This is a genomic window from Streptomyces bullii (assembly GCF_042657145.1).
Classification (GTDB): Bacteria; Actinomycetota; Actinomycetes; order Streptomycetales; family Streptomycetaceae; genus Streptomyces; species Streptomyces bullii.
Window position 1 is genome coordinate 485745 of record NZ_JBHSNY010000007.1, and the last position, 25401, is coordinate 511145.

Below are 25401 nucleotides of genomic sequence, written 5' to 3' on the forward strand. Positions count from 1 at the left end.
CAGGGCCGGGGGAGGCCGGGAATCCGGCCACCGTGGCGTGGCCGATACCCTAGGCGTGTGACGTTCCCGGTAGTCGGCATGGTCGGCGGGGGTCAGCTCGCTCGTATGACACACGAGGCTGGCATCCCGTTGGGCATCAGGTTCAAGCTTCTCAGTGACACTCCTCAGGATTCCGCGGCGCAGGTCGTGAACGATGTCGTCATCGGCGACTATCGCGATCTGGACACGCTGCGCGAGTTCGCACGCGGCTGTGACGTGATCACCTTCGATCACGAGCACGTGCCCACCGAGCACCTGCGGGCCCTGGAGGCGGACGGCATTCCCGTCCGCCCCGGCCCCGACGCGCTCGTGCACGCCCAGGACAAGGGCGTGATGCGTGCCAGGCTCGACGCGATCGGCGTGCCCTGCCCGCGGCACAGAATCGTCTCGGACCCGCAGGACGTGGCCGCGTTCGCGGACGAGGGGGACGGGTTCCCCGTCGTCCTGAAGACCGTCCGCGGTGGGTACGACGGCAAGGGCGTGTGGGTGGTGGACTCCGTCGAGGAGGCCGCCGAGCCCTTCCGGGCGGGCGTGCCGGTCCTCGCGGAGGAGAAGGTCGACTTCGTGCGCGAGCTGGCCGCCAACGTCGTACGGTCGCCGCACGGCCAGGCCGTCGCCTACCCGGTCGTGGAGTCCCGGCAGGTGAACGGCGTCTGCGACACGGTCATCGCCCCCGCTCCGGACCTCGACGAGTCGCTGTCGCTCCAGGCGTCGCAGATGGCCCTGAGTATCGCGAAGGAGCTGGGCGTCGTCGGTCACCTGGCGGTGGAGCTGTTCCAGACCCGCGACGGCCGCATCCTCGTCAACGAGCTCGCGATGCGCCCGCACAACTCGGGCCACTGGACGATGGACGGCGCGGTCACCTCCCAGTTCGCCAACCACCTGCGGGCCGTCCTCGACCTGCCGCTCGGCGACCCGCGCCCGCGCGCCGCGTGGACGGTCATGGTCAACGTCCTCGGCGGCGACTTCCCGGACATGTACTCGGCGTACCTGCACTGCATGGCCCGCGACCCGCAGCTGAAGATCCACATGTACGGCAAGGACGTGAAGCCCGGCCGCAAGGTCGGTCACGTCAACACCTACGGCGACGACCTGGACGACGTGCTGGAGCGCGCCCGTCACGCTGCCGGCTACCTGAGAGGCACGATCACCGAATGAGCCCCGTTGTTGGCATCGTCATGGGGTCGGACTCCGACTGGCCCGTCATGGAGGCCGCCGCGAAGGCCCTCGACGAGTTCGAGATCGACTACGAGGTCGACGTGGTCTCCGCGCACCGCATGCCCCGCGAGATGATCACGTACGGGGAGCGGGCCGCCGAGCGCGGACTGAAGGTGATCATCGCCGGGGCGGGGGGCGCCGCCCACCTGCCCGGCATGCTCGCCTCGGTGACCCCGCTGCCGGTGATCGGTGTCCCGGTCCCGCTGAAGTACCTCGACGGAATGGACTCCCTGCTGTCGATCGTGCAGATGCCGGCCGGTGTCCCGGTGGCGACGGTCTCCGTCGCCGGCGCCCGCAACGCCGGTCTGCTCGCGGCCCGCATCCTCGCCGCGCACGACGAGGAACTCCTGCAGAAGATGCGCGACTTCCAGCAGGACCTGAACGACCAGGCCACCGAGAAGGGCAAGCGCCTGCGCGCCAAGGTCGAGGGCACGGGCGGCTTCGGCTTCGGGAAGTGACCGCATGACCTCCCTCGACGACGCCCGCGCGCTCCTCGCCGAGTTCCCCGTCGTCGACGGGCACAACGACCTGCCCTGGGCGCTGCGCCAACAGGTCCGCTACGACCTCGACGCCCGGGACATCGCCGTCCACCAGGGCGCCCACCTGCACACCGACATCCCGCGGCTGCGCGAGGGCGGGGTCGGTGCGCAGTTCTGGTCGGTGTACGTCCGCGCGGACCTGCCCGACCCGGTGGCGGCCACCCTCGAACAGATCGACTGCGTACGGCAGTTGCTGGCACGCCACCCGAAGGACCTGGCCCCCGCGCTGACGGCCGCCGACATGGAGGCCGCGCGCGGCCAGGGCCGGATCGCCTCCCTCATGGGCGCCGAGGGCGGCCACTCCATCGCGTGCTCCCTCGGCACGCTGCGCGGCCTGTACGCGCTCGGCGTGCGCTATCTGACCCTCACGCACAACGACAACGTGCCGTGGGCGGACTCGGCGACGGATGAGCCGGGCGTCGGCGGGCTGTCGGCTTTCGGCCGTGAGGTCGTACGGGAGATGAACCGGATCGGCATGCTGGTCGACCTCTCGCACGTCGCCGCGACGACCATGCGGGACGCGCTCGACACCACGTCCGCGCCGGTGATCTTCTCCCACTCCTCCGCCCGGGCCGTCTGCGACCACCCGCGCAACATCCCGGACGACGTGCTGGAGCGGCTGCCCGCCAACGGAGGCGTGGCGATGGTGACGTTCGTACCGAAGTTCGTGCTCCAGGCGGCGGTCGACTGGACCGCCGCGGCCGACGAGAACATGCGCGCGCACGGCTTCCACCCCCTGGACACCACGCCCGAGGCGATGAAGGTGCACTGCGCCTTCGAGGAACGGCACCCGCGCCCGGTCGCCACGGCCGCGACCGTCGCCGACCACCTCGACCACATGCGCGAGGTCGCCGGCATCGACCACCTCGGCATCGGCGGCGACTACGACGGCACGGCCTTCACCCCCGACGGCCTGAACGACGTCTCCGGCTACCCCAACCTCATCGCCGAACTGCTGGAGCGCGGCTGGTCGAGAACCGACCTGGCCAAGCTGACCTGGCAGAACGCGGTGCGGGTGCTGGGCGCGGCGGAGGACGTCGCCCGCGGTCTCCAGGCCACGCGCGGCCCGTCCAACGCGACCATCGAGGAACCGCAGCAGCCGGCGGGCGGCGCGTGAGGCGGCCCGACGGATCACCTGGCTGATCGCCGGGATCCCCTCGGCCGGATCAGTGCTCGATCCGGCAGAGGCAGAAGGGGTGCCCGGCCGGGTCGGCGTACACCCGGAAGTCCTTCTTCTCGTAGTCCTCCCGGTCCAGTACCCGCGCCCCCAGCGCCAGCGCCTTCTCCTCCGCCGCGTCGACCTCCTCCCAGGTGGACCCGGCGTCGAAGTCGAGGTGGAACTGCTGCGAGTTCTGGTCGGCCCGGGGCCACTGCGGCGGGCGGTGCCCGGGCGACCGCTGGAAGGCCAGCCGGGGCCCGCCGGGGACCTGGAGCACCACCCAGTCCGGGGCCTCCTGCTCGGGCGTGCCACCCGCGACGCCCGCGTAGAAACGGGCCAGTTCCAGCGGCTCGGGGCAGTCGACGACGACGGAACGCAGACGCGCGGCGGGCATGAGACCTCCCAGTGTCACCAGACGGTCAGCAGGCGCAGAGGCAGAACGGGTGCCCGGCCGGGTCCGCGTAAACCCGGAAGCTCCGGGACCGGTCCTCCGCGTCCAGCGGCTTCGCGCCGAGCGCCAGCACGCCCTTCTCGGCCGCGTCCAGGTCCTCGACGGTCAGGTCCAGGTGGAACTGCTGCGAGTGGTCGGGCGCGGGCCAGCGCGGCGGTACGTACCCGGGGGCGGCCTGGAAGGCCAGCGACGGGCCGCCCGGCACCTTCAGGTCCACCCAGTCGCCCTCGCCCTCGACGGTTCCGCCGAGCACCTCGGCGTAGAAACCGGCCAGCGCGCGCGGGTCGGGACAGTCCAGGACGACGACACCCAGTTCGGCGAGAGCCATGACTTCCTCCTCGAAGACCTGCGTTACCCGTAGGAGCGGGTAACCAGTAACGGCGTTACCGCATGCTCCCGCACTATCGGTAACATCGCAAGGGGATTCGGGAGGTACCGTCCAGGCATGAGTGAGCGATCGCCCGCACCCGGGGGACTGGCCCTGGTCGAGGCCCTGGTGAACACACTGGACATCGAGTCGGACGCCGACTCGCTGGACACGGCGCAGGGGCACGCGCGATTCGGCCTGACGGAGGACGAGATCGAGCAGGCGCGCGAACTGCGCGAGTCGCTGCGCGCGGCCCTGCTCGCCCATGCCGGTCACCCGCCGCACCGCGCGGTGACCCCGCTCGGCGATCTGCTGGCGGGCGCGCCGCTGGTGGTGACGGTCGACCCGGACAGCGGCTCGGCCGCCCTGGCCCCCGCCGACACCCGCCCCCTGCTCTCCCGTGTCGCGGCGGCCGTCGCCGAGGCGCTGGTCGCGGGCACCTGGAACCGCCTCAAGGCCTGCGAGGCCGCCGACTGCCACTGGGCGTACTACGACCGCAGCCCCGCCGGCCGCGGCCGCTGGTGCTCGATGCAGGTCTGCGGGGCACGGGCGAAGATGCGCCGGTACCGGGCGAAGGACTGACCCTCGCTCTCCTTCCGGTCCGGCAGCGGGCACCCGCGGAAACGGGGTCGGTGTCCCGGGCTCTTCGTGGAAAGCGGTTCCTGGAGGGTGGGGGAGCGGGGAGAATGGGTGCGGGCGTCGTTCCGGCCGGCTGAGCCCCGGCCGGAGCGGCGCCCACCCGTGTCGCTCAATCGGTGCCGGGTGTACCGGACTCAGGCCTTCGGACGCCCCATCGCCCGGTACGTCCACCCGGCCTTGCGCCACCGCTCCGGGTCCAGCGCGTTGCGGCCGTCCAGGATGACCCGGGCCTCCGCGACCTCGCCCAGGGCCTCCGGGTCCAGCTCGCGGAACTCCCGCCACTCCGTCAGATGCAGCACGATGTCGGCCCCCCGCACCGCCTCCAGCGCCGAGTCGGCGTAACCGAGGGTCGGGAAGATGCGGCGGGCGTTGTCCATGCCCTTGGGGTCGTACACCGTGACCTGGCCGCCCTGAAGGTGGATCTGCCCGGCCACGTTGAGCGCGGGCGAGTCCCGTACGTCGTCCGAGTCGGGCTTGAAGGTCGCGCCGAGGACGGCCACCCGCTTGCCGAGGAACGGCCCGCCGCCCAGCGCCTGCCGGGTCAGCTCCACCATCTGTCCGCGCTGGCGCATGTTGATGGAGTCGATCTCCCGCAGGAAGGTCAGCGCCTGGTCGGCGCCCAGCTCACCGGCGCGCGCCATGAACGCCCGGATGTCCTTCGGCAGACAGCCGCCGCCGAAGCCGATCCCGGCGCGCAGGAACTTCTTGCCGATCCGGTCGTCGTACCCGATGGCCTCCGCCAGCTTGGCGACGTCGCCGCCCGCGGCCTCGCAGACCTCCGCCATGGCGTTGATGAACGAGATCTTCGTGGCGAGGAAGGAGTTCGCCGAGGTCTTCACCAGTTCGGCGGTCGGGAAGTCCGTGACCACGAACGGGGAGCCCTCGGCGACCGGTGTCGCGTACACCTCCCGCAGCAGCTTCTCGGCCCGCTCGCTGCGTACGCCGATCACGATGCGGTCCGGGCGCAGCGTGTCCTGGACGGCGAAGCCCTCGCGCAGGAACTCGGGGTTCCAGGCCAGCTCGGCGTCCTCACCGGCCGGCGCGTGCTCGGCCAGGTAGGCGGCCAGCCGGTCGGCCGAGCCGACGGGCACCGTCGACTTGCCGACGACCAGGGCGGGCCCCTTCAGATGCGGGGCCAGCGAGGCGATCGCGGAGTCGACGTACGACATGTCGCAGGCGTACTCGCCGTGCCGCTGCGGGGTGTTCACGCAGACGAAGTGGACGTCGCCGAACTCGCCGACCTCGGCGAAGTCCATGGTGAAGCGCAGTCGCCCGCTGGACCCCTCGATACCGGCGACGTGCTTGCGCAGCAGCTCCTCCAGCCCCGGCTCGTACATCGGGACCTCACCGCGCCGGAGTTTGTCGATCTTCTCGGGCACGACGTCGAGCCCCAGCACCTCGAACCCCAGCTCGGCCATGGCCGCGGCGTGTGTCGCGCCGAGATAACCGGTGCCGATCACGGTGATCTTGAGGGCCATGGGTGCTCCAGGGGTCTACGGCAGGTGCGCGCCCGAGCATAGCCGGGGCATGGGAACGCGCTTCACCGGGCAACTTTCCCGCTGTCACCAAGCTCACGTATCACTCGTGTGGGCGACCCCATAAAATTTTGATTACTTAACGGTAGTTAGCGCCACCATCGCAGCGTTTTGGAGCGTGAGAGACCTTGGCCGGATCGGCTGACTTCGACCTGTACCGCCCGTCCGAGGAGCACGACATGCTCCGTGACGCCGTCCGCTCGCTGGCCGAGGCGAAGATCGCGCCGTACGCCGCCACGGTGGACGAGGAGGCCCGCTTCCCGCAGGAGGCGCTCGAGGCGCTGGTCGCCAACGACCTGCACGCCGTGCACGTGCCCGAGGAGTTCGGCGGCGCCGGCGCCGACGCGCTGGCCACGGTCATCGTGATCGAGGAGGTGGCCCGCGTGTGCGCCAGCTCCTCCCTGATCCCGGCCGTGAACAAGCTCGGCTCGCTCCCCGTGATCCTCTCCGGCTCCGAGGAGCTGAAGAAGAAGTACATGACCCCGCTCGCCAAGGGCGACGGCATGTTCTCGTACTGCCTCTCCGAGCCGGACGCGGGCTCGGACGCGGCCGGCATGAAGACCAAGGCGGTCCGCGACGGCGACCATTACGTCCTCAACGGCGTGAAGCGCTGGATCACCAACGCGGGCGTCTCCGACTACTACACGGTGATGGCGGTCACCGACCCGGAGAAGCGCTCCCGGGGCATCTCGGCCTTCGTCGTCGAGAAGTCGGACGAGGGCGTCTCCTTCGGCGCCCCCGAGAAGAAGCTCGGCATCAAGGGCTCGCCCACCCGCGAGGTCTACCTGGACAACGTCCGCATCCCCGCCGACCGCATGATCGGCGAGGAGGGCACCGGCTTCGCCACGGCCATGAAGACCCTCGACCACACCCGCATCACCATCGCGGCCCAGGCCCTCGGCATCGCCCAGGGCGCGCTCGACTACGCCAAGGGCTACGTCAAGGAGCGCAAGCAGTTCGGCAAGCCGATCGCCGACTTCCAGGGCATCCAGTTCATGCTCGCCGACATGGCGATGAAGATCTCCGCCGCCCGCGCCCTGACGTACCAGGCCGCCGCCGCCTCCGAGCGCGGCGACGCCGACCTCACCTACCAGGGCGCCGCCGCCAAGTGCTTCGCCTCCGACGTGGCGATGGAGGTCACCACGGACGCTGTCCAGCTCCTCGGCGGGTACGGCTACACCCGCGACTACCCGGTGGAGCGCATGATGCGCGACGCGAAGATCACGCAGATCTACGAGGGCACGAACCAGGTCCAGCGCATCGTCATGGCGCGCAACCTGCCGTAACCCGCGACACCTCGGCGCAGCCCCCGGCCCACTCGGCCGGGGGCTGTTTCCGTCCGCCCCGTGGCGGAAGCGGCCCGGCAGGCGTAGGACGGAAAGGACCGGGGGCCGAACCCCGGCCTCCACCGTCCCCCAGGAGGAGCCATGACCCAGCAGCCCGCGACCACGACCACCATGAGCCCGGAGATGCAGGCCTGCGTCGACGCCTGCATGACCTGCCACACCGTGTGCGAGGAGACCATGAGCTCCTGCCTGCAGATGGGCGGCCAGGCCCAGATGCAGATCATGCGCGCGCTGATGGACTGCGCCGAGATGACCCGCATGTGCGCCGACATGATGATGCGCCGCTCGCCCATGGCGGCCGAGATGTGCGCGATGTGCGCCCGGGCCTGCGACATGTGCGCCGAGGCGTGTATGTCCATGCCGGACGACGCCCAGATGATGCGCTGCGCCGAGGCGTGTCGCCGGTGTTCGGAGACCTGCCGGACGATGGCGGGCGCCACGATGTGACGACCGCCGGCAGCAGCTTGGGGGCACCCGCCGGGTGCCCCCAAGTGCCGTGCGGCCACGCTCAGTTGCCCGAGACGGTGACCTTTTCGTCGTTCTTCAGCTGGTTCACCAGCGTCTTCAGCTTCGCGGTGTCCCACTGCAGGTTGCCGTTCGCGGCGTTGCCCGCAATCGGCATGTTCATCGACTTGCCCTCGCCGCCGCTGACGCCCTTCATCGCCCAGAACATCGAGGCCAGGTCCCACAGGCCCATGTCCTTGTCGACGACGAGGGAGTCCAGGCCCGCGCCCATCGTCGGGTACAGCTTGAACGGATTGAGGATCGTGCCCGGGGTGGCGACCTGGTTGGCGAGCGCCGAGAGGAACTTCTGCTGGTTCTTCGTACGGTCCAGGTCGGAGCCCCTGAGCGCGTACCGGGTGCGGACGAAGGCCAGGGCCTCCTCGCCGTTCAGGGTCTGCTTGCCCTTCTTGAAGTTCGCGCCGGACTTGGTGTCCTTGATGTCCTGCGGGATGTCCATCTCCACGCCGCCGACCGCGTCCACGATGTTCGCGAAGCCGGCGAAGCCGATCTCCACGTAGTGGTCGATGTGCAGGCCGGTGTTGGCCTCCACCGTGCGGACCAGCAGTTCGGGACCGTCCTCCGCGTACGCCGCGTTCAGCTTCACCTGGCGGCCGGTGCCCGGGTAGAACTTGCCGGAGTCCGAGCCCTTGAACGAGGGGATCGTCACATTCGAGTCGCGGGGGAGGGAGATCAGCGTCGGGCCGTTGCCGCCGGTGTGCAGGATCATCATCGAGTCCGTGCGCTTGCCCTCGGCGGACCCGGTGTGCAGTTTCTTCTTCTCCTCGGCCGACATGCCGGCGCGGCTGTCGGAGCCGACGATCAGGTAGTTGGTGCCCTCGCCCGCCTCCGGCCGGTCGATGACCTTCGACAGGTCGACCTCGCGGTTGAGCTTGGAGTCGGCCCAGAAGTACGTGGCGACGGTGGTCACCACGAGCACGGTCGCGACGGTGATCGCCGTCACCTTGATCCGGCGCCGCCAGTTCGGCGCGGGGCGCGGCGCGTACGTGCCGTCGCCGCCGGGGCCGCCGGGGCCGCGGCCGCCGGGCGAGCCGTAGACCTGGCCGGTGTTGTAGCCGCTGTCATAGCCGCTGCCGTCCACGTACGACGGCTGCTGCGGGACGCCTCCGGCGCCGTACGGCGGTGCCTGGCGGCCGGGAGCGCCGTAGGCGCCCTGCCCGGGCGGCGCCGCCGGACCGCGGCGGACCTGCCGCATCACGCGCGCGCCCTCGGGGTGTGCGCTCGCGCTTCCGCGTCCGTACCGGCTGCCGCGGTTGTCGTCGGACCATGCCTCGGGCCAATCATTCATGGGCTCAGTGTGCAGGGCACGGCTGTGCGGCATACAAGGGTCGTCGGAAAATCAGGGCAAGGCTGTGGCGAAGCTGACACAAATCCCCCGCATGCCGCCTCGGCATAAGGTGGAGGCCATGACAGACCAGGCCCCAGCTGCGGAGTCGGGCACTCCGGATATCCCCGGCAAGCCGACCTCGGCGTCCCGCACCACCCTCAGCCACATCATGACCCACAACGACACGAACCTTCTGGGGACGGTGCACGGTGGGGTGATCATGAAGCTGGTGGACGACGCGGCGGGCGCGGTCGCCGGGCGGCACAGCGGCGGGCCCGCGGTCACCGCGTCGATGGACGAGATGGCCTTCCTCGAGCCGGTGCGCGTCGGTGACCTCGTGCATGTGAAGGCTCAGGTCAACTGGACCGGCCGGACCTCCATGGAGGTCGGCGTACGGGTCCTGGCCGAACGCTGGAACGAGTCCACGCCGCCCACCCAGGTCGGCTCGGCCTATCTCGTCTTCGCCGCGGTGGACGCCGACGGCAAGCCGCGCCGGGTGCCGCCGGTCCTCCCCGAGACGGAACAGGACAAACGCCGCTACCAGGAGGCCCAGATCCGCCGCACCCACCGGCTGGCCCGCCGCCGCGCGATCATGGAGCTGCGGGAGAAGCGGGCGGCGGAGGGTTTCGAGGACTGACGACCGGCGCTACGTCGCGCACTTCACCTCGTCCCCCCGTACCACCCCGAACTCACCCTCCGACTGGTTCTCCGCGCGTACCTTGCGGACCTGCCCGAAGTCGGTGCCCAGGATCACCTTCAGCGTGGCCCCCTGCCCCTTCACCGGGCGCAGTTCGCTGCCGGGCAGGGCCGTCGCCAGGGACTTGGCCGAGCGGTCCCAGCGGGGGTCATAGGCGACGACCGTGCGGGTCACGGTGAGGTTCTTCGCGTTCACCGGCGCCCGGGTCGTGCGGAAGCCGACGCCCGCGAGGGCCGTGTCCGCCTTGCGGCCGAGGCCCGGCATGCTCGTGCCGTTCTCCACCTGGACGCGGATCTGCTGCGGGGCGACCGGCACGAGCACCGCCGAACCGCGCGGACGTCTCACCGACAGCGGCCGGTCCTCGCGCAGGGCGCGGAAGACCCGCTCGGACTTGACGGGGTCCCACTTCAGCGTCGAGCCGACGCCCTTCACGGCGTAGCCCATCCGCCCGATCGGCACCGTCGTGAACTCGGAGGAGGAGGGGGAGAAGTTGCGCATGGCCCGGCCGAGGTCCAGCAGTTCGTCCGTGCCGAAGCCCTTGTCGGCGCGGACCGAGCCGAGGACCGCGTGCGTGATGTCGCGGAACTTCATCGGGTTCAGCAGGATCCCGGAGGAGGTGGCCCGCGCGACGAGGGCCGCCATGAAGCGCTGCTGACGCTTCATCCGACTGAGGTCGGAGGCGCCGTCGACGTACCGGGCGCGCACGTACTGCAGGGCCTGCCCGCCCTTGAGCAGGTGCCGGCCCGCCGGCAGGTTCAGCCCGGTGTGGCTGTCCTTCAGCGGGTCCGCGGTGCAGATCTCCACCCCGCCGACCACGTCCACCGTCTTCATGAAGCTGGCGAAGTCGACCTCCAGGTAGTGGTCGATCTTCACGCGGGTCATCTTCTCGACCGTGCGCACGGTCAGTTCCGGCCCGCCCTCCGCGTACGCCGCGTTCAGCTTGATGGGGTGCCCGCCGTGCCTCTTGCCGGAGTTCCGGTCGGTGTGCGGGGGCGTCACGGCGTACGAGTCGCGCGGCAGGCTCACCACGCTGGCACGCTCCCGGTCCTCCGAGATGTGCACGATCATGATCGTGTCGGTGCAGCGGCAGGGCGCGCCGCCCAGGTGGTACCTGCTCCGTTCTTCCCTGGAGATCTTGTCGCGGCCGTCGGTGCCGACCAGCAGCACGTTCATGCCGTGCCCGGCGCGGGGCCGGTTCTTCATGTCCTTGAAGGGGTCGACCCGGCTGATGTCCGCGTCGAGGCTGGAGATCACCGTGTGCCCGATGCCGGCGGAGGCCAGGACCACCACGGACAGCGTCGTGACCGCACGCATGGCCCAGCGGGGCTTCTTCCGCCGTACGGCCGCCGGTCGCGGGGGCGTGCGGCGGGACGGCTGGGGGCGGCGCTGCGGGCCGGGCTGGGGCCGGGGGGACCGGGGCGGTGTGGGCAAAGGGGACTCCTGCGGACGACGGCCGTACGTGGGATCCGCGAGCACCGTAGGCCCATACGATCTGTGGCCCGGGTCACCGAGGCCGGCGGCGCGCAACGGTGTCCCCCGTTCGCGGTAACGTGAGCCCCCTATGAACGCCAATCCCGACGTGCAGCTGCCCGCCGTGTCTGTCATCATGCCGGTCCTCAACGAGGAGCGGCATCTGCGTGGAGCGGTCCGAGCGATCCTCGCGCAGGAGTACGCCGGCGAGATGGAGGTCGTGATCGCCCTCGGTCCGTCCACGGACCGCACGGACGAGATCGCCGCCGAGCTCGTGGCCGAAGATCCGCGCGTGCACACCGTGCCCAATCCGAGCGGTCGTACGCCGGCCGCGCTGAACGCCGCCATCAAGGCGTCCCGGCATCCCATCGTGGTCCGGGTCGACGGGCACGGCATGCTCTCGCCGAACTACATCGCCACCGCCGTACGGCTCCTTCAGGAGACCGGCGCCCAGAACGTCGGCGGCATCATGCACGCCGAGGGCGAGAACGACTGGGAGCACGCCGTCGCGGCGGCGATGACGTCGAGGATCGGTGTGGGCAACGCCTCGTTCCACACCGGCGGCGCGGCCGGGCCCGCCGAGACCGTGTACCTCGGGGTGTTCCGGCGTGCGGCGCTGGAGCAGCAGGGCGGCTACAACGAGGAGTTCATCCGCGCCCAGGACTGGGAGCTGAACTACCGCATCCGCGAGGCCGGCGGGCTGATCTGGTTCTCGCCCGAGCTGAAGGTGTCCTACCGGCCGCGGCCGAGCGTGCGGGCACTGGCCAAGCAGTACAAGGACTACGGCCGTTGGCGGCACGTCGTCGCCCGCTACCACGAGGGCTCCATCAACCTGCGGTACCTCGCCCCGCCGACCGCGGTGTGTGCGATCGCGGCCGGGACCGTGGTGGGGGCCCTGCTGCACCCCCTGGGCTTCGTGGTGCCCGCCGGCTACCTCGCGGCGATCCTGCTCGGGTCCGTCCCGGCGGGCCGGGGGCTGCCGCTGAAGGCGCGGCTCCAGATCCCGGTCGCGCTGGCCACCATGCACATGTCGTGGGGCTGGGGCTTCCTGACGAGTCCGCGGTCGCTGGCCCGCAAGGTGATCGCGAGCCGGCGGCCCCCCGTGCGGGCGGACGCCGCCGCCGGCGGACCGGCGGTCTGAGCCCGGGCCCCTCCCGGAGGCGGAGGGGCCGCGGCCGTTCAGGTCCAGGTGAAGGCCGGGTTCACGTGCATGCACGCCGTCTCGTCGGCGCCGTTGAGCGCCTCGGCCGTCTTGGGGGTCGTGTTGTCCTCGGCCTTCGGCGCCCGGTACGCCGTGCCCTCGCGCCAGTCGGCTCCCACCACGAGCGTGACGCCGGTGACGTCGGTGGAGCGCTGCACCGCACTCAGCGGGATGCCGAGGGACGTGGCGATCCGCTGGGCGTCGCCCTCCAGGTCGGCGCTCGGATAGCGGACCACCGTGCGGTCCTCGCTCAGTGACCCGGTCGTGTCGGCGAACGCCTTGGTGAAGCCCTGGTCCACGAGCAGTGCGGTCACGGTGCTCGCGCGGCCGCGGGCGGCGGGCAGGGTGTCGGTGCGTGTGCCGTTGCGGACCTGGACGGCGATCTCGTCGTCGGCGGCGGCCGGGTCGGCGGACTTCTCCTGGGTCTTCTTCGGGGCGCCCGTGCCGCCCTTGCCGTCCAGGGGGATGTCCTCGCGCACCAGCCGGAAGAGCTTCTCGGCGTCCTGCGTCGGCTCGACCCGCGCGCCCACGTACCGGTTCGGCATCGTGGTCATGGTGATCCGCTCCGGCTTCACCTTCCGCAGCTCGGTGCTGAGGTCGTACAGCTTCTTGACGGTGTCGAGGCCGGGGTCGACGGTGAGCGCCATGGTGCCCGCCTCGGCCAGCTTGCGCAGCTTGTTGGGGCTGCTCAGGGTGGCGTTCTCGCGCAGCTGGCGGACCATCGAGTTCATGTACAGGTGCTGGGCCTTGGCGCGGGCGAGGTCGCTGCCGTCCTCGAAGCCGTAACGGGTGCGCAGCCACTGGAGGGCCTGCTCGCCCTTCACGGGGTGCGTGCCCTTGCGCATCTTCAGTCCGGAGCCGTGGCCCTGGCTGTCGCGGGAGTGGATGTTGGCGTCCACGCACACCGGGACGCCGCCGACGGCGTCCGCCATCGACACCACGCCCGCGAAGTCGACCATCACGAAGTGGTCGATGTGGATGCCCGTGAGCTCCTGCCAGGTGGCCACCGTGCAGCCGGGACCGCCGTGCCCGAGGCTCTGGTTCGTCATCACCCGGCCGTTGCTCGCCGGGTACACCGTCCCGTCCTCCGGGTCGGTGCACTTGGGTATGTGGACGAGGGTGTCGCGCGGCATGCTGATGACCGACAGGTTGGTCCGGTCGGCGGACAGGTGGACCAGCATCTGGACGTCCGCGAGCGGTGTGGCGCCGAACGTCTCGCGGGCGCCGCCGAGTTCCTGGTTCTCCTCGGTGTCCCGGGCGTCGGAGCCGATGAGCAGGATGTTCAGCGGGGTCTGGCCCGCGGCGTTCGGCGTCGGCTCGGCGACCTTGTTCTCACCGAGGTTGAGGGGGACCTTCTTGATGTTGGCGTTCAGCTGCCGGTAGTAGAGGTAGCCGGCGCCGGCCGCGCCGAGGACCACGACGGCGAGGACGGCCGCCGACCACTTGAGCACGCGGTGGCCGCGCCGCGGCCGTCGGCCGCCGGGGCGGTGCCGGTCGCCGGTGAGGGCGTCGCCCCCGCCGGCAGCCGGAGCCGGCTCCGGCCGGACGTCCCGGACCGCCTCGTCCGCCTCCACCGTGTTCTGGGTCACTTGTCCCGCCCTCCCCGCTCCTCGCGCCATGGAACAGGCCCGCCATGCGTCCTGTTAGACGCACGACGGGCCCGTCAGTTGCCCTGGAAACGTCAACTCGCGCAGGTGACCTTGTCGGCCGTGGACTTCGGCACGTCCGGCGCCTTGGCCGGAGCGGTGAGGGAGAGGCCCGCGCCGCGGAAGTCCTTGCCCAGGGTGAGCGTCATCGTGGGCAGGCCCTGGGCGTTGGTGACGCTCTCGCCGGGCTTCATCGCCGAGGCGGACAGCCCCATCAGGGCGGCGAGGCGGCGCGCCTGGTCGGCCTGGTCGGGCGCGTACTCGAGCGTGGTCCGGCGCAGTGCGGCCGGGGCGTTGCCGGCGTTCTCGGCCTTGGTGACGCCCTGGTCGATCTGCAGCCAGTTGACGGTCTCCTGGGCGCTGCCGCGCTCCGCGCCGCCGTTGAGGATGCGCACGCGCACCTCGGACGCCGGGGCCTGTTCGCCCTTCAGCCGGGCGGCGACGGCGGCCTTCTCCTTCTTCTGCTGCTTCTTGACCTCCGTGAACGACACGTCGTCCTTGATCATGTCGAACACCTGCGGCGCCCTGGAGTCGTCGAGGACGACGGTCGCCTTCACCGTCTCGGCGGGGTTGTCCCGCACCGGGACGGTGGTGAAGGTGATGTTCTTCGTCGGCACCTTCTTCAGTTCCAGCGCGATGTCCTTGAGGGCGCCGACCTTGCCGATGGGCTTGTCCACGGTCAGCGCCTCGGACGCGGCCTCGGCCAGCTTCCACAGCTTGGCGGGGCTGGTGAGCGTGTCGCTGGAGGACATCTTGCGCAGGAGCGAGGCCAGGAACTGCTGCTGCACCTTGATGCGGTCCAGGTCGCCGCTGTTGCCGAAGCTCTTGCGGGTGCGCAGGAAGGCGAGGGCCTGCTCGCCCTCGACCGTCGACTCGCCTTGGGGCAGGACCAGTTTGGACGCCTTGTCGTCGACGGCCTTCTCCACACAGACTTCGACGCCGTCCACCGCCGTGGTGAGCGTCTTGACCGCGTTGAAGTCGGCCATCATGAAGTGGTCGACCGGGATGCCGGTGTTCTCCTCCACCGTGCGCATGGTGCAGCCCGGGTCCCGGCCGTTCTGGCCGAGGCTCCACCCGAAGCGGACGCCTTGCGACCCCGGCACCGCCGTCGTCGTGCCGTCGGCCTGCTTCGTGGGACAGTCGGGGATGTCGACGATCAGGTCGCGCGGGATGCTGAGCACGGTGGCGTTGGAGCGGTCCTCGGCGACGTGCAGCAGGATCGTGGTGTCGGCGTGCCCCGTGCTGCCCTTGTCGCCGTAGCCCTCGTTGCCCGCGCCCGTGCGCTTGTCGGTGCCGATGACCAGGATCGTGAAGGCCTCGTCCTTGCTGAAACTGCTCTTGCCGACGTCACCGACGTCCTCCGTCGAGAAGTTGCCCTCCAGGTGCCGCAGGTAGAAGTAGCCGGCCGCGCCGACGGCGAGCACGACGAACGCCATGGTGCCGCCGGTCCACAGCAGGACCTTCCCGGCCCTCGGCCTGCGCTGCGCGGACCTGCGAGCCCCGGACCTGCCGGTGCCCGGCGTCCTCCTGCCCGGCGCTCCCCTGCCCGGGGTCTCCTGGCGGGGCTTTCCCCGGCCCGACGTTCCCGGTCCCGGCCTGTGCTCCGGCCGGCGCCCGCGCTGCGGCGGCACCGAGCGGCCGGGAGCCGTCGTACGGCCGCTCCCCGCCTCGTGCGGGCCGTCCGCGCCTTGGGGTCCGGGGACGGACGGCCGCGGCGCGGAGGGATGCGGGCGCAGTTCGTATGCGCCGGTGTTCGGGTTGCGTACCCACTGGTCTGCGGGGTCGACGTCGTCCGCCCGCCCACGGCCGTGTGCGTCCAAGGTGTGTCCGATTCCTCCGTCGGGTACGGGCAGCTCAGGACCACTCACACTATCCGCCCGGTGGGTCCGGAGTGACTGCTGTGAACCAATTCGCCGCCCGCGAGGGGGCTTTGGGCCGGTGGCTACCAGCGGTAGGGCGCGTATACGTCCATGCACTGGCCGCTGTCCGACCCGTTCATCGCGTCGGCGCTCTCGGGGACGTCCCCGGCCTGCGGCGCCGGCTCCTTCGGGTAGGCCGTGCCCTCGCGCCAGTCGGCGCCCACGACGAGCGTGACCCCGGAGACCTCCGTCGAGCGCTGCACCGCACTCGGCGGAATGCCCAGGGACTCGGCGACACGCTGCGCGTCGCCCTCCAACTCCGCGCTCGGGTAGCGGACGGAGGTCCTGTCCTCCGACACGGCCGCGGAGGTGTCCGCCGCGGTCCGTGTGAAGCCCTTCTCCACGAGCAGCCGGGCCAGGGCGCCCGCCCGGCCGCCGACCGGGCCGAGCGTCGCGGACCGGGTGGCGTTGCGCACCAGGACGCCGATCTCGCTGTCGGGCGCGGCCGGATCGTCGGAGGCCCTCTCCTTACGGCCCGTCGACTTCTTCGCGCCCGACGGTCCGTCCTTGCCGTCCGCCTCGGCGCCCCCCCTGCCCTCACCCTTGTCGTCGAAGGGCACGTCGTCGCGGATCATCGACCAGATCTTCGCGGCGTCGGCGCCGGCCGGCACCAGGTGGTTGGCGTTCTCCGCGTCCTGCACGGTCGGCAGGGTCGTCATGGTGATCCGGTCGGTCGGCACCGTCTTGAGCTGCATACCGAGGTCGTACAGCTCCTTGACCGAGCCGATCTCCTCCGACACCTTCAGGGACTTGGTGGCCGCCTCGGCCAGGCTCATCAGGCGTCCGGTGTCGGTGAAGACGTTCTGCTTCCTCAGCGTGCGGATCATCGAGTTCATGTACATGCGCTGGGCCTTGGCACGCCCCAGGTCGCTGTAGAAGGCGTGCCGTGTGCGCAGCCACTGCAGGGCCTGCTCGCCCTTGACGTTCTTCCTGCCGGCCGTCATCTTCAGCCCGGAGCCGCCGCGCTGGCCCGGCAGCGGGCGGTCCCACACGTTCTGCTTCACACAGACCTCGACACCGCCGACGGCGTCCGCCATCCTCACCACGCCCGCGAAGTCGATCATCATCCAGTGGTCGATGTAGGCCCCGGTGAGTTTCTCCCAGGTGGCCAGGGTACAGCCGGCGCCGCCGCGGGCCAGCGACTCGTTGATGATGGTGTTGGTCGCCGGGTACGTCTCGCCGGTCTTCGGGTCCCTGCACTCGGGTATGTCGACGCGGGTGTCGCGCGGAACGGTCACCACCGCCGCACTCCTGCGGTCCGCCGACAGGTGGATCAGCATCTGCACGTCGGCCAGCGGCTTGCTGCCGACGCTCGCCCTGTTGCCGCCCAGCTTCAGGTTCGCGGCGGAGTTACGGCTGTCGGAGCCGATCAGCAGGATGTTCAGGGGCGTCTGCCCGGCCGCGTTCGGCTCGGCCTTCCTCACCTTGGAGTCGCCGCTGCTGCGCTGGCCCTTCTCGAGGTTGCCGTTCAGGTGCCGGTAGTACAGGTAACCCGCCCCGGCCGTGGCGAGGATGAGCAGCGCCAGGGTCGTCGCCGACCAGCGCAGCACGCGCTGCCCGCGCCCGGGCCCCGGGCTGCGGCGCCGGCTGCCCCCGCCGCCGGATCCGCCGCCGCCTCTGCCGCCGTCCGCGCTGGGGCCCTCCCCGTCGCTGTCCCGTGCGGTCCTGCCCCCCGCGCCCGGCTGCCGCGGTACGGCACCCGGACGCGTCCCCTCCCCGTGCACACTGCTCTGCGTCATCGCCCTGTCTCCCCCACCCCTGCGCCGACGAGCGGCGTGCGGTACGCCCCGGAGGACGTACGCGTCGAACGGGCCTGCGGTACGCCCTGTAGGACGTACCGCAGGCCCGTCAGGTCACTTGGCGCACTCGACCTTGTCCGCCGTGGACTTCTGGACCCCCTCCGGCGCCTTCGACGGAGTGGTGAGGGGCACGCCCGCGCCCTCGAAGTCCTTGCCCAGGGTCAGCGTCATCGTCGGCAGCCCCTGGGAGTTGCTCACGCTCTCGCCCGGCTTCATCGCCGAGGCGGACAGCCCCATGATGTCGGCGAGCCGGCGCGCCTGGTCGGCCTGGTCGGGCGCGTACTCGAGCGTGGTCTTGCTCAGTTCCGCCGGCGCGTTGCCGGCGTTCTCCGACTTCTCGACGCCTTCCTCGGTCTGCAGCCACGCCAGGGTCTCCTGGGCGCTGCCCGGGCGCGCCCCGCCGTTGAGGATGCGCACCCGCACCTCGGATGCCGGCGCCTTGGTGCCCTTCAGCCGCGCGGCGACGGCGGCCTTCTCCTTCTTCTGCTTCTGCTTCTGCTTCTGCTTGACCTCGGTGAACGACACGTCGTTCTGGATCATCTTGAACACCTGCGGGGCCTTGGACTCGTCGAGGACGACGGTCGACTTGACCTTCTCCGCCGGGTTGTCGATCACCGGGATCGTCGTGAACGTCAGGTTCTTGGTGTTGAGCTTGCCCAGCTCCAGACCGAGGTCCTTCAGCTTGTTGATGCTGTCCAGCTGGGAGTCGACGGTCAGCGCCTTGGTGCCCGCCTCCGCCAGCTTGATCATCTTGGACGGGCTGGAGAGCGTGTCGTTCGACTTCAGCTTGCGCATCAGCGCGCTGAGGAACTGCTGTTGCAGCCCGATCCGGCTCAGGTCGCCGCCAAAGCCGACGGAGTGCCGGGTGCGCACGTACGCCAGCGCCTGCTCGCCCTCGATGGTGTGCGTCCCCTTGGACAGCTTGAGCTTGGAGTCCGGATCGTCGATGTCCTTGGCCAGACAGACCTCGACGCCCCCGACCGCCGTGGTCAGCGTCTTGACCGCGTTGAAGTCGGCGACCATGAAGTTGTCGGGTTTCACCCCGGTCAGCTCGGTGACGGTCCGCATGGTGCAGCTCGGCGTACGGCCGTCCTGCCCCAGGCTCGTGTTGAAGCGCACCCCCGTGGAACCGGGGATGACCTTCGTCGAGCCGTCCTCCTGTGTGGTGGGGCAGTCGGGGATGTCGACGATCAGGTCGCGGGGGATGCTCAGCGCGGTCGCGTTGGAGCGGTCCTTGGAGACGTGCAGCAGGATCGTGGTGTCGGCGTGGCCGACGCTGCCCTTGTCGCCGTACTTGTCGTTGCCCTTGCCGGTGCGCTTGTCGGTGCCGATCAGCAGGATGTTGATCGCCTTGTCCTTGCTGAAGCCACCGGTGGACGCGCCGTCGTCCGAGACGGAGGTGATGTTGCCGTTGAGGTGCTCGATGTAGAGGTAGCCGGCGCCCGCGGCGGCGATCAGGACGAGCGCCATCGTGCCGCCCGTCCACAGCAGGACCTTCTTGGTCTTCGACTTCTTCGCCGGACGCCGGCCGCGCCGCCCCGGCGGCGGCTCGGCGGGTGCCCCGCGGCGCCTGCGCGCCGGCGGGACGTCACGGCCGGGCGACTCCGAAGGCCGCGTACGGCCCGGTGCCGCAGTACGGCTGCGCACCGCCGCGCCCCCGCGGGGGGAGGCGGCCCTGCGCGGCCCGGGCACCGCCGACTGCGGTGCGGAAGGGGCCAGTCGCAGTTCGTATTCGCCGGTGTTCGGATTGAGTACCCACTGGTCTGCGGGATCGATGTTCTCCGCCCGCCCACGGCCTTGCGCGTCCACGGTTGTCCGAATCCTCCGTCGGGGCCACGCGGCGCCTTCCCCCTTCAAGGCGCTCGGGTCTCGGTCGTACAGTGCGCGACCTCAGGACGGACCTATGGACCTCAGGGGCCGGACGCACCGGATCGCTCACACTAACGGCCCAGTTCAGCGTCGGGCGACGGCGGTGACAAATTCCACGTCCCTACACCTGGGCAATTCGCCCATTTCCTCGGACAAAAGTTCACCGCGTTGCATGGGCTTTACCCGCAGCTGTCCTCGGCGGCGGTGTTCCCGCGGAACGTCGGTGCGGGGGAAACGTCCGCGACTGGTTCGCCGGGCCGCTTCACGCCGCCCTTTGCGCCGGCCTTTCCGTCACCGTCCGTGCCGAGGCCGTGCGCCTCCGTAGGGGAATCCGAAGGTGAATCCCCGGACGGCCCTTCGTGCGAATCCCCGCTTTCCCGGCTTTGTGCGGCCGAACCCCGTGCGACGTTCCGCGCGACCACCACCGGCCTGTCCGTGCGCAGCCGCTCGAACAGCTTCTCCGCCGCGGGTTCCACGAGTTGGTCGCGATTGGCGTCGTAGACGTACGACTCCCGTGGCACGGTCAGGAACTGCACCCGTTCGGTAGGGATGTCGCGCAGCCCGCGTACGAGTTCGTACAAACCACGCAGACTCGCCAGATCCGGGTCGGTGGTGAGGGAGGACGTGGCCGCGTCCAGCACGGGATAGAGCTTCACCGGATTCAGCAGCACGTCGTTGCTGCGCACCTTGGTGACGAGCGCGCCGAGGAACCTCTGCTGGCGGTCCATGCGGTCGGTGTCGCTGCCGTTGCCGAGGGACTTGCGGGCGCGGACGTAGCCCAGGGCCTGCTCGCCGTCGAGCCTCACGCGTCCGGCGGGCAGTTTGAGCTTGGCGTCCTTGTCGTCGACCGGCTCCTTCAGGCACACCTCGACACCGTCGACCGCGTCGACCATCTCCTTGAACCCGTGGAAGTCGACGACGACGTGGTGGTCGATGCGGATGTCGGTGAGTTTCTCGACCGTTCGGATGGTGCAGGCCGAACCGCCCACCTGGAAGGCGTGGTTGAACATCGCGAACGTCGGCTCGGAGCGGCTGCCGTCGCGCCGGCGGCAGCCGGGCACGTCGACCATCAGGTCACGGGGTATCGAGACGGCCGTGGCGCTGTGCCGGCCCGCGGACAGGTGCAGCAGGATGGTGGTGTCGGACCGTTCGGTGCCCGAGTCCCGGCCGTAGCGGCGGTTCTCGTCGCCGGAGCGCGAGTCCGATCCGATCAGCAGGATGTTGCGGGCGTCCTCGACCAGCGCGGTGGGCCGCTCCTTCTCGAACCGCGCGAGTTCGGCCGCGGCCGCCTCGTCCGGGGTGATGTTCCCGTCCAGCTTGGTGTACACCGCCCACCCGGCACCGGCGGCACCGCCCACCACCAGGACCGTCACGAGCCCGGAGCCCCGCACCCACCGCCGCCGACGCCGCCTCCCCAGCCCCTGCCCGGTGGCCGAGGCCCCCACCCCGGGCCCGAGACCCCTTGCTGTGTCGCTCATGACCGGGTCCACCCCTCATGGCGTACGAGCGTGCGGTGCGTGCGTCTGCGCGTCTGCTGCTGCTCCTACGACCATGGCCCGGGTCGACGGTGAGGGGTGGGTGCTGCTGGGCCGAACGGGGGAGGGGCCGGCCCGTCACGTCGACTTGGCAGCAGAGGCAGTGCCGGTCCTACCGGGCGATGGCCGTGACCCGCTCGCTCTCCACCCGCTTGTCCAGCGCCTCGTCCCCCAACCGCTCCAGATTCCGGCACAGCACCACGGAACCTCCCGTGGCCAGCGGCCCGTACAACCCCGCGTTCAACCCCTCCCAGGTGTCGTACGGCAACCCCGACAGGATCCGCGACCCCGGCCCGATCAGCCCCAGCCCCGACGCCTCCGCCCGAGCCCGCTCGACCACCTCGGCCGCGCTGAACTCCCGTCCGGCCACGATCAGCGCCGGCTCTTCCGGATCGACCGGCGCGTACGGCACGAACCGGTCCCCCTGCCCCGGCACTTCCACGGCGTAGTCGACGAACCCCTCGGGGGTCTGCGGAAAGCGCCCCCCGAGCGGCCGCAGCGCCAGCGCCACCCGCGGACCGGAACAGGCCCGGGCCGCCTCCAGCGTGTCCGGCCCGCTCACCACCAGGTCGGCCGCGCCCGGCTGCCCGTCGACGTCGGCGAGCACCCCGACCGACGCGCACGCCAGCAGCCACACCGCCGTCTGCCAGTGCGCGGGCAGCAGCAGCGCGACCCGGTCCCCGGGTTCGGCGGAGAGTTCGTCCTGGAGCAAGTTCGCGGTCTTGGCCACCCAATTGGCGAAGGTGGCCACCGACAATTCGACGCGTTCGCCCGTGGCGTCGTCGTAGAAGGTCACCAGGGGGCGTCCCGGGTCCGCGGCGAGCGCGGAACTCAGCAGGTCGGCAGGGGTGCGATCGGTGGCGTTCACCCGGGCAAGCGTACGCGGCGCGGCCGCCGCGCACCGCGTGGCGGGTCACCGGTTCGCCCCGGAAGCGCCACCGGTTCGGGCGAACGCCTCCCGACGCCCCCTCAACTCCCCGATGGACAGATATCAGTAGATATGTCCAAGATCAGGGGCATGCGTGGATTCCTTGCTTCCTCAATCGGTGTCACCTGCGCGGCGACCCTCGCCCTTCCGCTGACCCCGCCCGCAGTCGCGTCGACCGCGAGACCGGTGCCGACGGCGGAAGCGGCCACGACCGCCGGTCCGGCGGCCGAGGCGACGGCCGCCCGCTCCGCCACCGAGCCGCACGTCCCCGGCAGCACCCAGTCGCTGCCCCTCCGACCCCTCACCCGCGACCGCACCGCGGGCGCCCCCGGCGAGGAGGGCCTGCCCGCCCGGGACGTACGGCGGTTCTCCCTCGTCGGTGTCGTCTGGGACGACCCCGGCACCGAACTGCACGGCCGCGTCCAGGTGCGCACCCGCGCCGCCGCCACCGGCACCTGGTCCGGCTGGCAGGACGTCGAGACGCACAACGCCGACCACGCGGCCGACCCCGACACGCCCGAGCGCACCTCGGGCCGGGTGCGCGGCGCCACGGCACCGCTGTGGGTGGGCGACTCGGACGGCGTGGAGGTCCGCGTACGCGCGGAGCCGGGACACGACCACCGTGCCGGTACACCCGGCGAGGCGCCCACCTCCCAACTGCCCCCGGGCCTGCGCCTGGAACTCGTCGACCCGGGCGAGGCCGCGCCGCCGTCCGGCACCCGCGTCGGCGGGCTGAGCGCCGAGGCGACCGCCGCGTCCGCGGCCAACGCCGACCTCGCGCCCCTCGGCGCCACCGAGATCCCGGCGGAGAGCCCGGCGGTGACGGAGGAGAGCCCCACCGAGACCGAGCAGAGCCCGGCCACCACGGAGCAGGGCCCGGCCGCGACGGAGCAGGACCCGGCCGCGACGGAGGAGAGCCCGGCCGCGACGGTGGAGCGCCCGGGGGTGAGGGAGGAGCGCCCGGGCGTGACGGTGGAGAGCCCGGCCACGACGGAGCAGGGCCCCGCCGCGGCGGAGCGGGAGCCGCTTTCCCTCAACGGCGCCGACCGGACCGAGCGGCAGGCCAAGCCCTACATCGGTCCGCGCCCGGCCATCGTCACGCGCCGGGGCTGGGGCGCGAACGAGCAGCTGCGCGAGAAGAAGTTCGTCTACACGAAGAAGGTGAAGGCGGCCTTCGTGCACCACACGGCCTCCGGCAACAACTACAGCTGCTCGCAGGCCCCTTCACTCATCCGCAGTATCTACCGCTACCACGTCAAGAGCATGGGCTGGCGCGACATCGGCTACAACTTCGTCATCGACAAGTGCGGAAGGATCTACGAGGGCCGCGCCGGGGGCGTGGCGAAGCCGGTCCTCGGCGCTCACACCCTCGGCTTCAACAGCAACAGCATGGGCATCGCCGTACTCGGCTCGTTCACCGCCACCAAGCCGTCCTCCTCGGCCGTCAAGGCCATCGCCCGGCTCACCGCGTGGAAGCTCGGGCTGCACGGGATGAATCCCAAGGGGAAGACATACCTGAAGTCCGGGGGTGGCAATCTCTACCGAAAAGGCATGAACGTACGACTGAACGTGATCTCCGGTCACCGGGACGGGTTCGCCACGGAGTGCCCAGGGGGGAAGCTCTACCGCAAGCTCGGCTCGGCCCGTACGACCGCGGCCCGTTACCAGGGCCGCTGAGGCCGCCCAGGCGGTCGGGTCTGCTGCCGGAGACCACGTTCACCGCCATCGGGGGGCAGGGGGCGGAACACCGCACGGCCATCGAAGGCGCCATGGAACGGTCTGCATACACTGGCCGGCCGAAAGACAGTTCGGCCGGTCCCGGCAGGAAGCAGAGACGACAGGTGACAGAAGCGATCCTCCTGGTCGGCGGCAAGGGCACGAGGCTGCGCCCGCTCACGGTGCACACGCCGAAGCCGATGGTCCCGGCGGCCGGGGTCCCCTTCCTCACACACCAGTTGGCCAGAGCGAGAGCGGCGGGCGTCGAACACATCGTGCTGGCCACGTCGTACCTGGCCGAGGTCTTCGAACCGTACTTCGGCGACGGGTCGACGCTGGGCCTCCACCTCGAGTACGTCACGGAGGAGGAGCCGCTCGGCACGGGCGGCGCCATCCGCAACGTGGCGTCCCGGCTGCACTCGGGCCCCGACGACCCGGTGCTCGTCTTCAACGGCGACATCCTGACGGGCCTGGACATCCGCGCACTGGTGCGCACCCACGAGACGACGGGCGCGGACGTCTCGCTCCACCTGACGAAGGTGACGGACCCTCGGGCGTACGGACTGGTCCCCACGGACGACACGGGCCGCGTCCTGGCCTTCCTGGAAAAGCCCCAGACCCCCGAGGAGATCGTCACCGACCAGATCAACGCGGGCGCGTACGTCTTCCGGCGCTCGGTCATCGACACGATCCCGCAGGGCCGGCCGGTCTCGGTGGAGCGGGAGACGTTCCCGGACCTGCTGTCGGCCGGAGCCCATCTGCAGGGCCTGGTCGACTCGACGTACTGGCTGGACCTCGGCACCCCGGCCGCGTTCGTCCGGGGTTCGGCGGACCTGGTCCTGGGGCGTGCCCCGTCCCCGGCGGTGCCGGGCCGCTGCGGCGACCGCCTGGTCCTGCCGACGGCGACGGTCGCCCCCGACGCGAAGCTGGCCGGCGGCACGGTGGTGGGAGAGGGCGCGTTCGTGGCGGAGGGCGCACGCGTCTTCGGCAGCACGATCCTGCCGGGCGCGGTGATCGAGCCCGGCGCGGTGATCACCGACTCCCTCATCGGCATCCGCGCCCGCGTCGGCGAACGCTCCGTGCTCACCGGCACGGTCATAGGAGACGGTGCGGTGGTGGGCCCGGACAACGAACTGCGCGAGGGCGCCCGAGTCTGGTGCGACGCCCGCATCCCCGCAGGCGCCCTCCGCTTCTCCCCGGACCAGTAGCACCACACCCGACACGCCTCGCACCCGCCCGGCCAACTCCCCAGCTGCGGGCAGTCGTGCCGGCTGGCTGCGATCCGCCCAACTGCCCCCAGCTGCGGGCAACCGCCCCGCCCAACTGCCCCAGCTGCGGGCAGTCGTGTCGCTGGAGCGGCACGGGTGGGCGCAGCGGCACCCCGTAGCGCCGGGCCGCGCACCCACCCGGCCTCAGCGCGAACGCCGGGCGGGTGTCACCGGACAGTTGGCAGTACGTGCCCCCGGCCGTGCCGACGGC

The 25401-nt window shown here is 71.1% G+C and carries 21 protein-coding genes; 10 read left to right on the forward strand and 11 right to left on the reverse strand.

Annotation, left to right across the window (positions count from 1 at the left end; all coding sequences use genetic code 11):
• Positions 1 to 57: 57 nt before the first annotated feature.
• The 3 genes from ACFPZJ_RS22665 to ACFPZJ_RS22675 are packed head-to-tail and all read left to right on the forward strand — an operon-like array spanning position 58 to position 2913.
• On the forward strand, positions 58 to 1197 hold the full coding sequence (locus ACFPZJ_RS22665; protein ID WP_381024532.1) for a 5-(carboxyamino)imidazole ribonucleotide synthase: 1140 nt from the start codon (positions 58 to 60) through the stop codon (positions 1195 to 1197).
• Complete coding sequence (gene purE / locus ACFPZJ_RS22670) at positions 1194 to 1715, forward strand: 5-(carboxyamino)imidazole ribonucleotide mutase (protein ID WP_381024535.1); 522 nt, start codon at positions 1194 to 1196, stop codon at positions 1713 to 1715. The genes ACFPZJ_RS22665 and purE overlap by 4 nt, the downstream gene beginning before the upstream one ends.
• Positions 1716 to 1719: 4 nt before the next feature.
• Positions 1720 to 2913: a dipeptidase gene (locus tag ACFPZJ_RS22675; RefSeq protein ID WP_381024538.1), complete on the forward strand. Its 1194-nt coding sequence runs from the start codon at positions 1720 to 1722 to the stop codon at positions 2911 to 2913.
• A gap of 49 nt (positions 2914 to 2962) precedes the next feature.
• Here ACFPZJ_RS22675 and ACFPZJ_RS22680 read toward each other — a convergent pair whose 3' ends face one another.
• Both ACFPZJ_RS22680 and ACFPZJ_RS22685 read right to left on the reverse strand, forming a co-directional pair.
• Positions 2963 to 3349, reverse strand: coding sequence for a VOC family protein (locus ACFPZJ_RS22680; RefSeq protein WP_381024540.1), 387 nt, complete (start codon positions 3347 to 3349; stop codon positions 2963 to 2965).
• 25 nt (positions 3350 to 3374) lie between these two features.
• Positions 3375 to 3734 (reverse strand): VOC family protein, encoded by a 360-nt coding sequence (locus ACFPZJ_RS22685; protein WP_381024543.1) that lies wholly within the window; start codon positions 3732 to 3734, stop codon positions 3375 to 3377.
• Between the two features lie 117 nt (positions 3735 to 3851).
• Between ACFPZJ_RS22685 and ACFPZJ_RS22690 the strand changes: the two genes are divergently transcribed.
• Positions 3852 to 4355 carry a CGNR zinc finger domain-containing protein gene (locus ACFPZJ_RS22690; protein WP_381024546.1) on the forward strand — a complete coding sequence of 168 codons (504 nt, stop codon included), beginning with the start codon at positions 3852 to 3854 and terminating at the stop codon, positions 4353 to 4355.
• A gap of 191 nt (positions 4356 to 4546) precedes the next feature.
• Here the strand turns inward: ACFPZJ_RS22690 and ACFPZJ_RS22695 are convergent, their stop codons facing one another.
• A complete protein-coding gene (locus ACFPZJ_RS22695; protein ID WP_381024548.1) occupies positions 4547 to 5890 on the reverse strand; it encodes a UDP-glucose dehydrogenase family protein in 1344 nt (447 codons plus the stop codon).
• Between the two features lie 185 nt (positions 5891 to 6075).
• Between ACFPZJ_RS22695 and ACFPZJ_RS22700 the strand changes: the two genes are divergently transcribed.
• Both ACFPZJ_RS22700 and ACFPZJ_RS22705 read left to right on the forward strand, forming a co-directional pair.
• A complete protein-coding gene (locus ACFPZJ_RS22700; RefSeq protein WP_381024551.1) occupies positions 6076 to 7233 on the forward strand; it encodes an acyl-CoA dehydrogenase in 1158 nt (385 codons plus the stop codon).
• Positions 7234 to 7374: 141 nt separating this feature from the next.
• Positions 7375 to 7740 carry a four-helix bundle copper-binding protein gene (locus ACFPZJ_RS22705; RefSeq protein ID WP_381024552.1) on the forward strand — a complete coding sequence of 122 codons (366 nt, stop codon included), beginning with the start codon at positions 7375 to 7377 and terminating at the stop codon, positions 7738 to 7740.
• A 61-nt stretch (positions 7741 to 7801) separates the two neighbouring features.
• On the opposite strand, the gene ACFPZJ_RS22710 is transcribed toward ACFPZJ_RS22705, so the two are convergent.
• The gene (locus ACFPZJ_RS22710; protein WP_381024555.1) at positions 7802 to 9103 is read right to left on the reverse strand and encodes an LCP family protein; all 1302 of its coding nucleotides are present in this window, start codon (positions 9101 to 9103) and stop codon (positions 7802 to 7804) included.
• 118 nt (positions 9104 to 9221) lie between these two features.
• Between ACFPZJ_RS22710 and ACFPZJ_RS22715 the strand changes: the two genes are divergently transcribed.
• Complete coding sequence (locus ACFPZJ_RS22715) at positions 9222 to 9779, forward strand: acyl-CoA thioesterase (protein ID WP_381024557.1); 558 nt, start codon at positions 9222 to 9224, stop codon at positions 9777 to 9779.
• Positions 9780 to 9788: 9 nt separating this feature from the next.
• On the opposite strand, the gene ACFPZJ_RS22720 is transcribed toward ACFPZJ_RS22715, so the two are convergent.
• Positions 9789 to 11270: an LCP family protein gene (locus ACFPZJ_RS22720; RefSeq protein WP_461097561.1), complete on the reverse strand. Its 1482-nt coding sequence runs from the start codon at positions 11268 to 11270 to the stop codon at positions 9789 to 9791.
• A 130-nt stretch (positions 11271 to 11400) separates the two neighbouring features.
• Between ACFPZJ_RS22720 and ACFPZJ_RS22725 the strand changes: the two genes are divergently transcribed.
• Positions 11401 to 12450: a glycosyltransferase family 2 protein gene (locus ACFPZJ_RS22725; RefSeq protein WP_381024562.1), complete on the forward strand. Its 1050-nt coding sequence runs from the start codon at positions 11401 to 11403 to the stop codon at positions 12448 to 12450.
• A 38-nt stretch (positions 12451 to 12488) separates the two neighbouring features.
• On the opposite strand, the gene ACFPZJ_RS22730 is transcribed toward ACFPZJ_RS22725, so the two are convergent.
• The 6 genes from ACFPZJ_RS22730 to ACFPZJ_RS22755 form a co-directional block, all read right to left on the reverse strand.
• Entirely contained in the window at positions 12489 to 14129 is a 1641-nt protein-coding gene (locus ACFPZJ_RS22730) for an LCP family protein (protein WP_381024565.1), read from the reverse strand.
• Between the two features lie 62 nt (positions 14130 to 14191).
• The gene (locus ACFPZJ_RS22735; protein ID WP_381024568.1) at positions 14192 to 15976 is read right to left on the reverse strand and encodes an LCP family protein; all 1785 of its coding nucleotides are present in this window, start codon (positions 15974 to 15976) and stop codon (positions 14192 to 14194) included.
• 122 nt (positions 15977 to 16098) lie between these two features.
• The gene (locus ACFPZJ_RS22740; RefSeq protein ID WP_381024571.1) at positions 16099 to 17814 is read right to left on the reverse strand and encodes an LCP family protein; all 1716 of its coding nucleotides are present in this window, start codon (positions 17812 to 17814) and stop codon (positions 16099 to 16101) included.
• A gap of 114 nt (positions 17815 to 17928) precedes the next feature.
• A complete protein-coding gene (locus tag ACFPZJ_RS22745) occupies positions 17929 to 19683 on the reverse strand; it encodes an LCP family protein (RefSeq protein ID WP_381024573.1) in 1755 nt (584 codons plus the stop codon).
• Between the two features lie 239 nt (positions 19684 to 19922).
• Positions 19923 to 21221 carry an LCP family protein gene (locus ACFPZJ_RS22750; RefSeq protein ID WP_381024576.1) on the reverse strand — a complete coding sequence of 433 codons (1299 nt, stop codon included), beginning with the start codon at positions 21219 to 21221 and terminating at the stop codon, positions 19923 to 19925.
• 169 nt (positions 21222 to 21390) lie between these two features.
• Positions 21391 to 22146: a TIGR03089 family protein gene (locus tag ACFPZJ_RS22755; RefSeq protein WP_381024579.1), complete on the reverse strand. Its 756-nt coding sequence runs from the start codon at positions 22144 to 22146 to the stop codon at positions 21391 to 21393.
• Positions 22147 to 22296: 150 nt separating this feature from the next.
• Here ACFPZJ_RS22755 and ACFPZJ_RS22760 point away from each other — a divergent pair, with 150 nt between their 5' ends.
• Both ACFPZJ_RS22760 and manB read left to right on the forward strand, forming a co-directional pair.
• Positions 22297 to 23883 (forward strand): N-acetylmuramoyl-L-alanine amidase, encoded by a 1587-nt coding sequence (locus ACFPZJ_RS22760; RefSeq protein ID WP_381024581.1) that lies wholly within the window; start codon positions 22297 to 22299, stop codon positions 23881 to 23883.
• Positions 23884 to 24047: 164 nt separating this feature from the next.
• A complete protein-coding gene (manB, locus tag ACFPZJ_RS22765; protein WP_381024584.1) occupies positions 24048 to 25130 on the forward strand; it encodes a mannose-1-phosphate guanylyltransferase in 1083 nt (360 codons plus the stop codon).
• The last annotated feature ends 271 nt before the right edge of the window (positions 25131 to 25401 follow it).